Genomic DNA, 15,200 nt, shown 5'->3' with positions numbered 1-15,200 from the left:
GTCAGAAAAGACACCCAAGCACCCGCTCCGGGCCACCGGGAAACGCCGAGGGCGCCCCTCCGGAGAGGGGCGCCCCAAAGACGTACGACGGAGAGCGGGCCGCGACGGATCGGACGGGCCCCGGCTCGCCGGAGTCAGCCCATGAACTTCTTGAAGTCCTCGGGAAGCTCGAACTTCTGTCCGTCCTGGCCGGCCGGAAGCCCGAAGGCGCCGCCGGACTGCCCGGCCTGCTCGCGGCGGGCCGCGGCCTCCTGCTCCTCCTGCTTGCGCTTCATCGGGTTGCCGGAGCGGCGCTTGCCCTTGGCCTGCTTCTGCTTCTTCTTCTGCTTGCCGGCACCGCCACCCATGCCCGGCATCCCGGGCATACCCGGCATGCCGCCGCCCTGGGCCATGCGGGACATCATCTTCCGCGCCTCCATGAACCGCTCCACGAGGTTCTTCACGGCGCTGACGTCGACACCGGAACCCTTGGCGATACGGGCCCGGCGCGAGCCGTTGAGGATCGTCGGCTCCTGACGCTCGGCGGGCGTCATCGACTTGATGATGGCGGCGGTACGGTCCACGTCCCGCTCGTCCAGATTGTTGATCTGATCCTTGATCTGCCCCATCCCGGGCATCATCCCGAGCAGCTTGCTGAGGCTGCCCATCTTCCTGACCTGCTCCATCTGGGCCAGGAAGTCGTCGAGCGTGAAGTCCTGGCCCTTCTTGGAGGCCAGCTTGGAGGCCATCTGCTCGGCCTCCTGCTGCGAGAAGGTCTGCTCGGCCTTCTCGATCAGCGTGAGCATGTCGCCCATGCCGAGGATGCGGGACGCCATGCGGTCCGGGTGGAACGCGTCGAAGTCGTCCAGCTTCTCGCCGTTCGAGGCGAACATGATCTGGCGGCCGGTGACGTGCGCGATCGACAGGGCCGCACCACCGCGGGCGTCACCGTCGAGCTTGGAGAGCACCACGCCGTCGAAGCCGACGCCGTCCCGGAAGGCCTCGGCCGTGTTGACCGCGTCCTGACCGATCATGGCGTCGACGACGAAGAGGACCTCATCGGGGCTGACGGCGTCGCGGATGTCCGCGGCCTGCTGCATCAGCTCCTGGTCGATGCCGAGGCGACCCGCGGTGTCGACGATGACGACGTCGTACTGCTTGGTCTTCGCGAACTCGATCGAGTCCTTGGCGACCTGCACCGGGTCACCGACGCCGTTGCCCGGCTGGGGGGCGTAGACGCCGACGCCGGCGCGCTCGGCGACGACGCTCAGCTGGTTGACGGCGTTCGGGCGCTGGAGGTCACAGGCGACGAGCAGCGGGGCGTGGCCCTGCCCCTTCAGCCAGAGACCGAGCTTGCCCGCGAGGGTCGTCTTACCGGCACCCTGCAGACCCGCGAGCATGATGACCGTCGGGCCGGTCTTCGCGAACCGCAGCCGGCGCGTCTCGCCGCCGAGGATGCCGATGAGCTCCTCGTTGACGATCTTGATGACCTGCTGGGCGGGGTTGAGGGCCTGGGAGACCTCGGCGCCGGTCGCGCGCTCCTTGACCTGCTTGATGAAGGACCGGACGACGGGCAGGGCCACGTCCGCCTCGAGCAGGGCGATGCGGATCTCGCGCGCCGTGGCGTCGATGTCCGCCTCGGACAGGCGGCCCTTGCCCCGGAGGTTCTTGAATGTCGCTGCGAGGCGGTCGGAGAGAGTATCGAACACGGCGGTCGCGAATCCTCGGGTCGGGGAAAGGGGAACAGGTCGCCTTCCAGGGTATCGGTCGGCCACGACTGCGGGGACCGTGCGGTGGGCTTGGACACCTCAGGTGCGGGCGGGCGTCCGCTCCACCGGTCACCTCCTACCCCCGCAGCGCCTCCTCCACCGTCCGGGCCACCCGGGTCGCCCGCTCCCTCGGCAGGGGGGCGCCGGACGTGTCCGTGACGTAGAACGCGTCCACCGCGTTCGACCCCAGCGTCGACACGTGCGCGCTCCGCACCATCACCCCCGCCGCCTCCAGCGCCCGGCCGATCCGGTGCAGGAGGCCCGGGGCGTCCTGGGCCCGCACCTCGATCACCGTCGCGACCCGTGAACCCGCGGGCGCCACCGACACCCGGGCGGGCGGCGCGACGGTCCCGCGGCGGCGCGGGTACGCCGCCTCCCGTTCCGCGAGCCGCGCCTCGATGTCCAGCGAGCCGTCGAGCGCCCGCACCAGATCGGCCCGCAATCGTGCCGCCTGCGGAAGCGACCCATACTCTGCCGCGACCCGCCAGCTCAGCAGCAGCACCGAGGACGGCACCGGCAGCGTCACCTCCCGCAGCTCCGCCGCCCGTACCGCCAGCCGGTGCATCGCCAGCACCCCGGCCACCGCGGAGAGCACCCCCGGCTGATCCGGCACCGCGACCGAAAGCTCCACACCGAGCGGCTCCCCATCCGCCGCGGACCTCTCCGCCGCAGACTTCTCTGCCCCAGACCTCTCCCCCGCCGGTCCGTCGTCAGACCCGGTCTCCGTGGCCTGGGCCTCCTCCGGCCCTTCCGGCCGGGTCCGCAGCGCGAGCACGGGGCCGCCCGTGCGGAAGGCCTCGACCGCAAGGCGCTCCTGCTCGGCCGTCGGCGCCGCGTCCTCCGTCTCGGACGGCTCGTCCCCCGACAGCACCGCCGCCACCCGTTTCACCAGGTCGGCGACGAGCGCCCCCCGCCACGCCGACCAGGCCGCGGGGCCGGTCGCCAGCGCGTCCGCCTCGGTCAGCGCGTGCAGCAGCTCCAGCGTCCGCACGGAACCGACCGCCTCCGCGACCCCCCGTACCGTCGCGGGGTCGTCGAGGTCGCGCCGCGTCGCGGTCTCCACCAGCAGAAGATGGTGGCGGACGAGGCACGCGAGGACCGCCACGTCGCCCGCGTCGAACCCGATCCGCGCCGCGACGTCCCTGGCGATGATCTCCCCGGCCGTGGAGTGGTCCCCGGGCCACCCCTTGCCGATGTCGTGCAGCAGCGCGGCGACGAGCAGCAGGTCCGGCCGGTCCACCCGCCGCGTGAACTCGGCGGCCCGCACCGCCGTCTCCACCAGGTGCCGGTCGACCGTCCAGGTGTGGACGGCGTTGCGCTGCGGCCGGCACCGCACCCGCTCCCAGTCCGGCAGCATCCGCGTGATGAGCCCCTCGGCCTCCAGCGCCTCCCAGACCTCGACCGTCGGACGCCCCGCGCCGAGCAGCGTCACGAGTTGCTCGCGCGCCTCGGCGGGCCACGGCGTGGGCAGCGGACGGGCCACGGCGGCCAGGCGGCGCACGGCGTGCAGCGAGAGCGGAAGCCCGGCCTGGGCGGCGGCCGCGGCGGCCCGCAGCGGCAGGACGGGGTCGCGTTCGGGGCGGGCGGCCCGCGCGAGGACGGCCTCACCGTCCTGTTCGACGACCCCTTCGGCCAGCGGTGTCCGCTCCGCGGTGGCCCCGCGACCGCCGCCGAGCAGTGTCCGCAGCCGCGGTCGCCCGGCCCGCGCCCGCAGCACCCGGCCGACCTCGCGCCAGGTGACGTCACCGGCGTACGAGATGACGCGGGCGGACTCGTACACCTGCCGCAGCAGGGTGTCGGCGTCCAGCAGGCCCAGTTCGGCGGCGACCTGGTCCTGTTCCTGGAGGGCGAGCCGGTCGGTGGCCCGGCCCGTCGCGAGGTGCAGCGCGTCGCGCACGTCGAGGAGTTTCCCGCGGGCTTCGTCGAGCCCTTCGCGGGGTGCGTCGGCGAGCCAGGACGCGGCGATCGCCCGCAGCGCGGTCGCGTCGCGCAGTCCGCCCCTCGCCTCCTTCAGGTCGGGTTCGAGCAGATGGCCCAACTCGCCGTGGCGCTCGGCCCGTTCCTCGCACAGCTCGCGCAGCTCGGGCAGCCGCTTCACCGCCTGGTTGCGCCAGTCGGCGAGGACGGCCGTGCGCAGCGCCGTGGTCATCCCCGGGTCGCCGGCGACATGGCGGGCGTCGAGCAGCCCGAGGTGCACCTTGAGGTCCTCGCCGGCGGTCCTGCGGGCCTCCGCGGGCGTCCGCACGGAGTGGTCGAGGGCCAGCCCGAGGTCCCAGACGGGGTACCAGAGGCGGTCGGCGAGCGCCGCCATCTCCCCGGCGCCCGCGCTCCCGTCGTGCAGCAGGAGCAGGTCCAGGTCGCTGCGGGGCGACAGCTCGCCGCGCCCGTACCCGCCCACCGCGACGAGCGCGGTGCCGCCCGGCGCACCGGCGGGTCCGCCCCCGGCCCCGCCGCCGCTTCGGAAGAGTCCGGCCAGCCAGTCGTCCGTCAGCTGCGCGAGGGCGGAACGGCGCGGCGGCCCGGACCGCGACTCCTCGTGGAGGAGCCGCAGCCGGGCCGCCGCGTAGCCGCTGGGTCCGGAGTCTTCCGATGTCGTTTCGGTCGGTGCGTCCACACTCGTCACCCAGCAGCTCCTGTTCCGTCCCGCTCAGTTCCGTTCGATCCCGCTCGGCCCGCGCACTCCGCCCGCCGCCTCACAGGGCGTCGGGTCCGCGCTCCCCCGTCCGCACCCGGACCGCCGTGTCGACCGGGACGCTCCAGACCTTGCCGTCCCCGATCTTGCCGGTCCTGGCGGCCTTGACCACCACTTCGAGGAGCTGTTCGGTGTCGTCGTCCTCGACGAGGACCTCGATACGAATCTTCGGCACGAGATCCACCGTGTACTCGGCACCCCGGTAGACCTCGGTGTGTCCGCGCTGCCGGCCGTAGCCGCTGGCCTCGGTGACGGTCAGACCGTGGACACCGAAGGCCTGCAGCGCCTCCTTGATCTCGTCGAGCCGGTGCGGCTTGACGACCGCGGTGATGAGCTTCATGCGTCCACCTTCTTGTTCCGCTGAGCCTTGGCCTGCGCCTGTGCCTGGGCCTGACCGCCGGCCCCTGTCCCGGCACCGGCGCCGCCCGGGCCCGGTACCGCCGTACGGGAAGCCGTACCGCCGCCCGCCCCGCTGAAGTCGTAGGCGGTCTCGGCGTGTTCCACCTGGTCGATGCCCGAGACCTCGTCGTCCTCGCTGACCCGCATCCCCATCGTCCTGTCGATGAGCAGGGCGAGGACCGCCGAGGCGATCAGGGAGTACGCGAGGACCGCGCCGACTCCGGCGAGCTGCTTCCCCAGCTGTTCGAGGCCGCCGCCGTAGAAGAGGCCCTTGGCCTTCGACTGGCCGCCGCCGGTGGCGAAGAAGCCGACGAGGATCGAGCCGGCGACGCCGCCGACCAGGTGGACGCCGACGACGTCGAGCGAGTCGTCGTATCCGAACCGGAACTTGAGTCCGACTGCCATGGCGCAGAGCAGACCGGCGATGGCGCCGATGGCGATGGCGCCGAGCGGCGAGCAGGAGCCGCCGGATGGCGTGATCGCGACGAGGCCGGCGACGGCTCCCGACGCGGCGCCCAGCGTGGTGAAGGTGCCGTGGCGCAGCTTCTCGTAGAGGAGCCAGGCGAGCATGGCGGCGGCGGTGGCGACCTGCGTGTTGACGAACATGAGCGCGCCGACGCCGTCGTCGTTGCCCAGCCACGATCCGGCGTTGAAGCCGAACCAGCCGAACCAGAGCAGGGCCGCGCCGAGCATCACGAGCGGCAGCGAGTGCGGCCGCATCGGGTCCTTCTTGAAGCCGACGCGCTTGCCGATGACGAGGATGACGCCGAGCGCCGCGGCACCGGCGTTGATGTGGACGGCCGTGCCGCCCGCGAAGTCGATGACGCCGAGCTCGAAGGCCCAGCCGCCGGCGCCCCAGACCCAGTGGGCGACCGGGAAGTAGACGACGGTGGCCCACAGCGCGATGAACAGCGCCCAGGCGGAGAACTTCACGCGGTCCGCGAGGGCGCCGCTGATCAGCGCGGGGGTGATGATCGCGAACATCAGCTGGAAGACGGCGAAGACGTAGACCGGGATGGTGTAGCCGTCCCAGAGCTGGTTGATGCCGAGCCCGCTGAGCCCGACGAAGTCGCTCTCCCAGCCGAGGAGGCTGCCGTGGTCGGTGCCGAACGCGACGGAGAAGCCGTACAGCACCCAGAGGATGGTGACGATCCCCAGGCTGATGAAGCTCATCATCAGCATGTTCAGGGTGCTCTTGACGCGGACCATGCCTCCGTAGAAGAAGGCGAGTCCCGGCGTCATGAGCATCACCAGGGCGGAACAGATGAGCATGAACCCGGTGTTGGCGGCAGACAGCTCTGGGGCGTCTGCGGCGATCGTGATGCCTGGGGGCATCGGCGTCTCCTCGTCGTCGTATGCGGCCCGTGCGGTGCGGCCCGTGCGGGCGGAGCGTGTGCGGTGCCGAGGGGCCCCCGCTCGGGGAGCGCGGGGCTGTGGGGCGGTTATGCGCCAGAGATTGGCGCAGCACGATTTCGGCGGGGGCCCCTCGGTGTTTCGCCGCGGTGACGAAGAGGTCGGGTGTGTTACGCGGTCATGAACCGGCGGGTCACGCGGGGTGCCCTTCCGGGCCCGGCGCGGGGCACGAGAACCGGCCGCGGCGGCCATCCGGCTGACTGGCATGGGGGAGCCGAGTCGGGCTGTTCGGGATGGTCCTGCCGCGGCCGGGGCCGGGGGTGCCGGGCTCAGACCGCTTCCGCGGTCTCCGGCATCTCGATGGCGAGCCGCTCGGTGATCTGGACGACTTCGGGGACGTCGCCGAAGTCCCGCACGGCCGTGTCGACGGTCTTGCGCAGGCGGGTGTTGACCCGCTCGGAACGGACCTTCTTGGCGATGTCGAGGGCCTGCCCGGCGAGGACCGTGCTCTGCTCGGGCTCGCGTTGCAGCAGGTGGACGGTGGCTTTGCCGATGAGGTTGAGCGCGTACGAACGCTGGTGTTCGAGGTCCCTCTCGAAGAGCTCCACGGCGCGGTCCATGACGGGCTCGGCGAGCGAGGCGTAGGTGGGGCTGCGGCCCGCCACGTAGGCCAGGTCGCGGTACGAGTGGGCGTTCTCGCCGTTCAGCTCGGCCTCGGAGAAGAAGCGGATCCAGTCCGGCTCGGGCTCGGGGAAGTCCTCGGCGTCGGCGAAGGTGTCCTCGGCCATCCGCACGGCGCGCTTGCACTTGCCGGGCTGCCCCATGCTGGCGTACGCCCGGGCCTCCATCGCATACAGCATGGCCTGGGTGCGCGGACTGGCGCAGTCCCGGCTGCCGTACTGGGCGAGGTGGATCAGTTCGAGCGCGTCGTCGGGCCGGCCGAGGTGGATCATCTGGCGGCTCATGCTGGAGAGGATGTACGACCCGAGGGGCTTCTCGCCCGCCTCCTTCGCGGCGTGCAGGGCGAGGACGAAGTACTTCTGGGCGGTGGGCTGGAGCCCCACGTCGTAACTCATCCACCCGGCCAGCTCTGCCAGCTCGCCCGCGACCTTGAACAGGCGCTTGGAGGTGGCCTCGGGCTGCGGCTCCTGGAGCAGGTCCGTCACCTCGTGCAGCTGTCCGACGACGGCCTTGCGGCGCAGCCCTCCCCCGCACTGGGCGTCCCACTGGCGGAACATCACCGTCGTGGACTCCAGGAGGTCCAGCTCCGGTTTGGAGAGCCGGGCCGGGCGGCGCTGCGCGGCGGGCTCGGGCTCCGGCGGCGCCGTGGCGGAGGGCGAGGGCACCAGCCAGCGCTGCATGGGCTCGATGAGGGCGGGGCCCGCGGAGAGCGCGAGCGAGGTGCCGAGGAAGCCACGGCGGGCGAGCATCAGGTCGCTGCGGGAGAACTCGCTCATCAGGGCGACCGTCTGCGGCCCGGTCCAGGGCAGGTCGACGCCGGAGGAGGCGGGGGTACGGTGCGCGGCACGCAGGCCCAGGTCCTCGACGGCGACGACGCAGCCGAACCGCTCGGAGAAGAGCTCGGAGAGGATGCGCGGGATCGGCTCCCTGGGGTTCTCCCCGTCGAGCCAGCGGCGCACCCGTGAGGTGTCCGTCGAAATGTGGTGAGCACCCAACTGCCGGGCCCTGCGGTTCACTTGGCGGGCGAGCTCGCCTTTCGACCAGCCGCTGCGCACGAACCAGGACGTGAGCATCTCGTTGGGGCGCTTCTCAGCGTTCACGCCGCCTCCGCCGTTGCCGCCCACTGGAACGCCCCCATCCATCAAGCCACTTGTGCGCTGTCCACGCCAAGCCCTAACAGAATGCCGCGCCTTGCGGCTGTCCGTCCGGAGAATGTCACCCATCGAACAGGAAACCGACTTGCCTCCGGCATACCCACGAGTGCTCGAACTCCCAGGGTCATGTACCGAAAGTAATCCTACGATCACCCGTCCGGCGAGGGCGATCGCGGAAACGCCACCATTCGCCACCCCTTCGAATGAACTCCCGGGCCGCCACAAGCGATTCACTTGACATAGGACGAACGAAAGTGGGCGCAACGGAGTGCAGTGGGGCGCATGAACTCCCGCGCACCACCCGGGAATCCACCGAGCGCCGCCTTCAGAACAGAGGGCCACGATCCGATCCGTCACGTAACCAGGGCGTGCTCGACCCGTTGGAGGGGGCATGGGCTTCACGATCGGCGGCATCCGGGGAACCGACCGGCCCCGGACCGGATCACGCCGGCGCGGCCGCGCGTCGGACTGTACGGCGGTGGCGGAGTACACCGGTCTGTGGGGCTGGGACGCGGTCCCCGGCGCCCGGGCCCTCGACGGCGTCTGCTCGTGCGGGCAGAGCGACTGCCCCGCCCCCGGCGCCCACCCGCTGGCGTTCGCGCCGGAGGTCCCGGCCGGCGCCACCCTCGACGAAGTGTCCGACGCCTGGGCCGAGTTCCCCGGCGCGGCCGTACTGCTGCCGGTCGGGCGCGCGTTCGACGTGATCGAGGTGGCGGAGACGGCGGGGCGGCACGCCCTGGTCCGGCTGGAGCGGATGGGGCTCCCCCTCGGGCCGGTGGTCGTCACCCCCGACTGCCGGGCGCAGTTCTTCGTCGCCCCCGGAGCCGCGGCCGAACTCCCCCAGCTGCTCTACCGCATGGGCTGGGACGACGCCGCCCTGGACCTGCACGGCCTGGGCCGCGGCACCCACATCACCGCGCCCCCGTCCGACCGCGGCGGCCTCGGTCCGGTCCGCTGGCTCCGCTCCCCCGCGCTCGACACGGCGACGAACCCGCCCCAGGCACGGCTCCTGCTCGGCACATTGGCGTACGTCGCACACCGGTCACCGGCCTAGTCCCGGCACATCACCTCACGGCACATCACCTCACGGCACGGCTCCGCGCGTCAGAACGACCGGCCCGTGCGCGACGGCGGCCGGAGCGATAGAACCGGCCCATGCAGAGCTTCGAGATCACCCCGATAGGCACCGTCCGCAACGACCGCACGGATGTCCGGCTCACGGACCGGTGGGGCGCCGTCCGCAGCACGATCACCGTCGACGAACGCTTCGGCGAGGCATGCCTCCAGGGGCTGGAGGACTTCTCGCACGTGGAGGTGGTCTTCGTCTTCGACCGGTTCCCGGACCCCGGCCTTCCGGGCACCGTCGGCCCCCGCGGACCCCGGCCCCCGCGCGGCCGCGCCGACCTGCCGCCGGTCGGGGTCTTCGCCGACCGCGGCCCCCGCAGGCCCAACCGCATCGGGGTGACGTGCTGCGCCATCGAGTCCGTCCGCGGGCGCGAGCTGACGGTGGTGGGCCTCGACGCGGTCTCCGGCACCCCGGTCGTCGACCTGAAGCCCGCCATGGCGGAGTTCCGCCCGGCCGAGATCGAGCAGCCGGAGTGGGTCGGCGCCCTGATGTCGGAGTACTTCAAGCCGTAAGGGCCCCCTCACACCGTGAAGGTGCGAGGGGGCCCTTACGCGTACGCCCGAGGGTGCGAGGCCTCAGTCGCCGATGAGCGCGTCCACGAACGCCTCGGGCTCGAAGGGGGCCAGGTCGTCCGCGCCCTCGCCGAGACCCACCAGCTTGACCGGCACGCCCAGTTCGCGCTGGACGGCGACGACGATGCCGCCCTTGGCGGTGCCGTCCAGCTTGGTGAGGACGATGCCCGTGATGTCGACGACCTCGGCGAAGACGCGGGCCTGGATCAGGCCGTTCTGTCCGGTCGTGGCGTCGAGGACGAGCAGCACCTCGTCGAGCGGGGCGTGCTTTTCGACGACGCGCTTGACCTTGCCGAGCTCGTCCATCAGGCCGGTCTTGGTGTGCAGGCGGCCCGCGGTGTCGATGAGGACGACGTCCGCGCCGTCCGCGATGCCCTCCTTGACCGAGTCGAAGGCGATCGACGCGGGGTCGCCGCCCTCGGGGCCGCGCACCGTGCGGGCGCCGACGCGCTCGCCCCAGGTCTGCAGCTGGTCGGCGGCGGCGGCGCGGAAGGTGTCGGCGGCGCCGAGGACGACCGTGCGGCCGTCGGCGACGAGGACGCGCGCGAGCTTGCCGGTGGTGGTGGTCTTGCCGGTGCCGTTCACCCCGACGACCATCACGATGCCCGGCGTCTCCAGGCCCGACTCGGTCTTCACGGTGCGGTCGAGGTCCGCGCCGACGAGCGTGAGGAGCTCCTCGCGGAGCAGGGTGCGCAGCTCGTCCGGGGTGCGGGTGCCGAGCACGCGCACGCGCTCACGCAGCCGCTCCACGAGCTCCTGGGTGGGGGCGACGCCGACGTCCGCGGTGAGCAGCGTGTCCTCGATCTCCTCCCAGGTGTCCTCGTCGAGGTGCTCGCGGGACAGCAGCGTGAGCAGTCCCTTGCCGAGCGCGTTCTGCGAGCGGGAGAGCCGGGCGCGCAGCCGGACCATGCGGCCGGCGGTGGGCTCGGGGGTCTCGATCTCCGGCGCGGCCGGTTCTTCGGCGACCGGCTCCTCGACGACGACCGGGGCCGTGGCCGACGGCTCGGCGAGCGGGAGTTCCACCTCCTCGATCGTGCGGCGCGGTTCGTCGCGCGGCGTCTCGGCCTCTTCGCCGACCTTCGGTTCGGCGGGAGGGGCGGTGATGGTGGGCGCGGAGGGCGGGGCCTGCGGGGGCAGCTGCTTCTTCTTGCGGCTGCCGATCACGAGCCCGCCGAGCGCGCCGATCACGACCACGGCGATGACTACAGCAAGGATGACGATTTCCATAACCCGTCCAGTATCGGCCATGCCACCGACGGAGGCCCAGATTGGAGTTTCCTCCAAAGAACATATGCCTCTTGAGGGCACTACTCGGACTAAAGTACGATGGAGGTCCCCGCATCAACGCGCGTAGAGTCCATCGCGAATCACCCCCACCGGCGGATCGCGACGTTGCGATCCGAGCGAGAGGCACGGACCCACCCCCATGAGCAGCACCACCGCCGAATCCGAAGGCGCCCTCGAGACACGCGGCCTTGAGCCCGTCCCGGACGCCGAGCGCACGGGCAGGACCCGCGAGCTCTTCCCCACCTGGGTAGCGGCCAACATCAGCGTCCTGCTGCTGACCATGGGCGCCGGCCTGATCGTCTCCAACGGCCTGAACATCTGGCAGGTCCTGGTCGTCGCGCTCGTCTCCCCCCTGCTGAGCTACGGCATGGTCGGCCTGATCTCCATCGCCGGCAAGCGCGGCGGTTCGCCGGGCATGACGCTCTCCCGCGCGGTCTTCGGCCAGCGCGGCAACCTCTTCCCGGGCGCGCTCATCTGGGTCGCCCGCTGGGGCTGGGAGACGATCAACGCGGTCACCGGCGCGTACGCGATCATCACGGTCCTGGACATCTGCTTCGGCGTGGAGTCCAGCACCTGGCTGACCGTCGTCACGCTGGTCGCCTTCGTCACCTGCACCTTCCTGATCAGCGGCCTCGGCCGCAAGATCCTGCACATCGCAAGCACCTGGTCGACGTACGCCTTCGGCGCCTTCAGCGTCCTCGTGCTGATCTACCTCCTCGCCGAGACCGACTGGTCCGCCGTCTTCGACAAGCCCGCCGGTTCCACGGCGATGATGGTCGCGGGCGTCGGCACGATCGCCGCGGGCGGCATCAGCTGGGTCCCCACCGGCCCCGACTTCACCCGCTACCTGCCGCGCGCCGCCTCCAACAAGCCGCTGATCGGCCACGCCATCGGCGGCGCGGGCATCGTCGTCGTCCCGATGGTCCTGATGGGCGCGGTCATGGCCGTCTCCGACCCGAAGCTCTCGTCGGCGCAGGACCCGGTCTCCTTCCTCGGTGAGCTGCTGCCGATGTGGATCGCGGTGCCGTATCTGCTGATGGCCCTCATCGGCATGCTGCTGATCAACTCAATGTCGATGTACTCCGCGGGCTTCACCGCGATGACGCTCGGCATCAAGGTCCCGCGCGCGTGGGCGGTCAGCGTGAACGCCGTGATCAGCCTGATCTTCGGCTACATCCTGATGAACGTGGCGACGAGCTTCATGGGCTCGTTCATCTCCTTCCTCACGCTGCTCGCGGTCGCCTTCTCCGCCTGGATCGGCGTCTTCGGCGTCGACATGCTGCGCCGCAAGACGTACGACGGCGAGGCGCTGATGGACACCAAGCGCACCAGCGCCTACTGGTACAAGGCGGGCTTCGCCTGGCAGGCGATGACGGCGTGGGCGCTCGCCCTGGTGGTGGGCATGCTCTTCACCAAGGTCGACTGGTTCAGCGGCCCGCTCGCCACGTCCTGGACCGGCCGCCACGGCCTCGGCTGGCTGACCACGATCGTCGTCGCCGCCGTGCTGTACGCGATCCTGCCGAAGACGCCGCTGGTGGAGAAGGACGCGGCCACCGGCAAGGGCGACACCGAGCTGATCTCGGCCTGATCCGCGCGGACACCCGTACGGATCGATCCGACTCCCGTACGAGGCTATTCATCTGACATCACGTCAGCTAACGTCCCCCTTCGCCGCCCACGCACGGTGAAGGGGGACGTTTCCATGCCCGCCACAGTCGTACGTTTCAACCTCGTCGATCCCGCGGCGACACCCGCGTCGCTGAGCGAGCGCTACCGGGCCGCCCTGGAGATGGCCGCCTACGCGGACGACCGCGGCATCTCCACCGTGCAGACCGAGGAGCACCACGGCACCCCGAACAACTGGATCTCCTCGCCGTTCACCTTCGCCGGAGCCGTCTTCGGCGCCACCCGGCGCATCGCGGTCACGGTCTCCGCGGTGATCGGCCCGCTGCACGATCCGCTGCGGCTCGCCGAGGACATCGCCGTACTCGACCTGCTGAGCGCCGGCCGCCTGGTCACGGTGGCGGGGATCGGCTACCGGCCCGAGGAGTACGAGCAGGCGGGGGTCGACTGGAAGAGCCGCGGGAAGCTCCAGGACGAGCTGCTCGAGACACTCCTGAAGGCCTGGACCGGCGAGCTCTTCGACTTCCGCGGCCGGACCGTGCGCATCACGCCACGCCCCTTCACCCAGCCGCATCCGCTGCTCCTGGTCGGCGGCTCGTCGAAGGCGGCGGCCCGGCGCGCGGCCCGGTTCGGCCTGCCGTTCTTCCCCAGCGCCCACCTGCCCGACCTGGAGGCGTACTACACGGCGCAGCTCGCGGAGCACGGCACCGAGGGGTGGACGATGATGCCCGCCGCCGAGACCCCGCTCCTGCACATCGCCGACGACCCCGACCGCACCTGGGCCGAGCACGGCCGGCACTTCCTGCACGAGGCGCGCACGTACGCCTCGTGGCAGTCCGCGGAGATCCGTTCGGCGGTGAAGTCGGCGGCGACCACCGTCGACGAGCTGCGCGCCGAGGGCGTCTACCGGGTGCTGACGCCCGAGGAGTGCGTGACGTACGCGAAAGAGGGGGCGGCCAGCCTCATCCTGCATCCGCTCGCCGGCGGGATGCCCGTCGACGAGGGGTGGCGCAGCCTGCACCACTTCTGCGAAAACGTACTGCCCCGGCTCAAGGACAAGTGAGACACGAGTCCTTCAGCCGGGGCAGCTTCCTGAAGAGGAGGGGGCAGCGGGGGTTTAGCCCATCTCCTCCAGGGCCTTGCCCTTCGTCTCCTTGACGAACTTCATGACGAAGGGGATCGAGACGGCGGCGAACGCGCCGTAGATGATGTACGAGCCGGTCAGGGACCACTCGGACATGCTCGGGAAGGTCTTGGTGATCGCGAAGTTGGCGAGCCACTGGGCGGAGGCGGCCACGCCGAGCGCGGCGGCACGGATCCGGTTGGGGAAGATCTCGCCGAGCAGCACCCAGACGACCACGCCCCAGGAGAGGGCGAAGAAGAGCACGAAGGCGTTGGCGGCGATGATCGCGGTCAGGCCCTGCGCGTTGGGCAGCGAGACGTTGTCACCGGAGCCGGTCTTGTACGAGAACGCCCACGCCATGGTGAACAGGGCCAGGGCCATGCCGGCGGAGCCGATGATGGCGAGGGGCTTGCGGCCGATGCGGTCGACGAAGATCATCGCGATGACCGTGCCGATGATGTTCACGATCGACGTCTCGAACGAGTACAGGAACGAGCTGGAGGGGTCCTTGCCGATGGACTGCCACAGCTGGTTCGAGTAGTAGAAGATCACGTTGATGCCGACGAGCTGCTGGAAGACCGAGAGCCCGATGCCGATCCAGACGATCGGCAGGAAGCCGACCTTGCCCAGCAGGTCCTTGAAGGACGGCTTGTGCTCGCGGTGCAGGCCGATCTCGATCTCCTGGACGCGCGCGTCCAGGTCGATGGTGTGGCCCTCGACCTCGCTGAGGACCTTCTTGGCCTCGGTCTGACGGCCGGCCGAGATCAAAAAGCGCGGGGACTCCGGGATGATGAAGGACAGCAGCCCGTAGAGCAGCGCGGGGATGACCATGACGCCGAGCATCCACTGCCAGGCCTCCAGGCCGCCCAGCTTGCCGCGCTGGTCGCCGTCGGCCATGTTCAGGATGCCCCAGTTGACCAGCTGGGAGACGGCGATGCCGATGACGATGGCGGCCTGCTGGAAGGAGGCGAGCCGGCCGCGGTAGGCGGGCGGCGCGACCTCGGCGATGTACGCGGGGCCGATCACCGACGCCATGCCGATGCCGATGCCGCCGATCAGGCGCCACATGGTGAGGTCCCAGGCCGCGAACGGCAGGGCGGAGCCGACCGCGCTTGCCGCGAAGAGCACGGCGGCGATCTGCATGCAGCGGATGCGGCCGATGCGGTCGGCGATGCGGCCCGCCACGGCGGCGCCGACCGCGCAGCCGAGCAGCGCGGTGGCGATGATCCAGCCGAGCATGTTGGCGTCGACGTCGAACCGGTGCTGGATGGCGACGGTCGCGCCGTTGATCACCGAACTGTCGTAGCCGAAGAGGAAGCCACCCATCGCGGCGGCCGCCGTAATGAAGATGACATGTCCCAGATGGTCCGGGTGGGCCTCTCTGGCTCCGGACCGGGGCGCCTGCGATGTGCTGGTCACGTGTACTCCTCGGGCCACCGGCA

Annotated in this window: 11 protein-coding genes; 4 read left to right on the top strand and 7 right to left on the bottom strand. The window is 71.1% G+C overall.

The window, feature by feature from the left end; genetic code table 11:
• Positions 1 to 134: 134 nt before the first annotated feature.
• The 5 genes from ffh to nsdA all read right to left on the bottom strand — a co-directional run bounded on the left by ffh (position 135) and on the right by nsdA (position 7,997).
• The gene (ffh, locus tag ACZ7DY_RS33745) at positions 135 to 1,688 is read right to left on the bottom strand and encodes a signal recognition particle protein (RefSeq protein WP_471142331.1); all 1,554 of its coding nucleotides are present in this window, start codon (positions 1,686 to 1,688) and stop codon (positions 135 to 137) included.
• 136 nt (positions 1,689 to 1,824) lie between these two features.
• On the bottom strand, positions 1,825 to 4,371 hold the full coding sequence (locus ACZ7DY_RS33740; RefSeq protein WP_471142328.1) for a [protein-PII] uridylyltransferase: 2,547 nt from the start codon (positions 4,369 to 4,371) through the stop codon (positions 1,825 to 1,827).
• Positions 4,372 to 4,441: 70 nt separating this feature from the next.
• The gene (locus ACZ7DY_RS33735; protein WP_471142326.1) at positions 4,442 to 4,780 is read right to left on the bottom strand and encodes a P-II family nitrogen regulator; all 339 of its coding nucleotides are present in this window, start codon (positions 4,778 to 4,780) and stop codon (positions 4,442 to 4,444) included.
• Positions 4,777 to 6,174: an ammonium transporter gene (locus ACZ7DY_RS33730; protein ID WP_471142323.1), complete on the bottom strand. Its 1,398-nt coding sequence runs from the start codon at positions 6,172 to 6,174 to the stop codon at positions 4,777 to 4,779. Before ACZ7DY_RS33730 ends, ACZ7DY_RS33735 begins: the two co-directional genes overlap by 4 nt.
• Before the next feature lie 347 nt (positions 6,175 to 6,521).
• Positions 6,522 to 7,997 carry a transcriptional repressor NsdA gene (nsdA, locus tag ACZ7DY_RS33725; protein WP_471142320.1) on the bottom strand — a complete coding sequence of 492 codons (1,476 nt, stop codon included), beginning with the start codon at positions 7,995 to 7,997 and terminating at the stop codon, positions 6,522 to 6,524.
• Between the two features lie 421 nt (positions 7,998 to 8,418).
• Here nsdA and ACZ7DY_RS33720 point away from each other — a divergent pair, with 421 nt between their 5' ends.
• Complete coding sequence (locus tag ACZ7DY_RS33720) at positions 8,419 to 9,081, top strand: bifunctional DNA primase/polymerase (protein WP_471142318.1); 663 nt, start codon at positions 8,419 to 8,421, stop codon at positions 9,079 to 9,081.
• A gap of 101 nt (positions 9,082 to 9,182) precedes the next feature.
• A complete protein-coding gene (locus tag ACZ7DY_RS33715) occupies positions 9,183 to 9,665 on the top strand; it encodes an SAM-dependent methyltransferase (protein WP_471142315.1) in 483 nt (160 codons plus the stop codon).
• Between the two features lie 63 nt (positions 9,666 to 9,728).
• Here the strand turns inward: ACZ7DY_RS33715 and ftsY are convergent, their stop codons facing one another.
• Positions 9,729 to 10,952, bottom strand: coding sequence for a signal recognition particle-docking protein FtsY (gene ftsY / locus ACZ7DY_RS33710; protein WP_471142314.1), 1,224 nt, complete (start codon positions 10,950 to 10,952; stop codon positions 9,729 to 9,731).
• 199 nt (positions 10,953 to 11,151) lie between these two features.
• Between ftsY and ACZ7DY_RS33705 the strand changes: the two genes are divergently transcribed.
• Together ACZ7DY_RS33705 and ACZ7DY_RS33700 are read left to right on the top strand one after the other, a co-directional pair.
• Positions 11,152 to 12,600, top strand: a complete 1,449-nt coding sequence (locus ACZ7DY_RS33705; RefSeq protein WP_471142312.1) for a purine-cytosine permease family protein — start codon at positions 11,152 to 11,154, stop codon at positions 12,598 to 12,600.
• Between the two features lie 114 nt (positions 12,601 to 12,714).
• Positions 12,715 to 13,698 carry an LLM class flavin-dependent oxidoreductase gene (locus tag ACZ7DY_RS33700; RefSeq protein ID WP_471142310.1) on the top strand — a complete coding sequence of 328 codons (984 nt, stop codon included), beginning with the start codon at positions 12,715 to 12,717 and terminating at the stop codon, positions 13,696 to 13,698.
• A 54-nt stretch (positions 13,699 to 13,752) separates the two neighbouring features.
• Here ACZ7DY_RS33700 and ACZ7DY_RS33695 read toward each other — a convergent pair whose 3' ends face one another.
• A complete protein-coding gene (locus ACZ7DY_RS33695) occupies positions 13,753 to 15,177 on the bottom strand; it encodes a sugar porter family MFS transporter (protein WP_471142307.1) in 1,425 nt (474 codons plus the stop codon).
• Positions 15,178 to 15,200: the final 23 nt, after the last annotated feature.

This window comes from Streptomyces sp. NPDC037013 (assembly GCF_055607265.1).
Note: the sequence above shows the minus strand (reverse complement) of the source record. Positions and strands in the feature narration are given on the sequence as shown.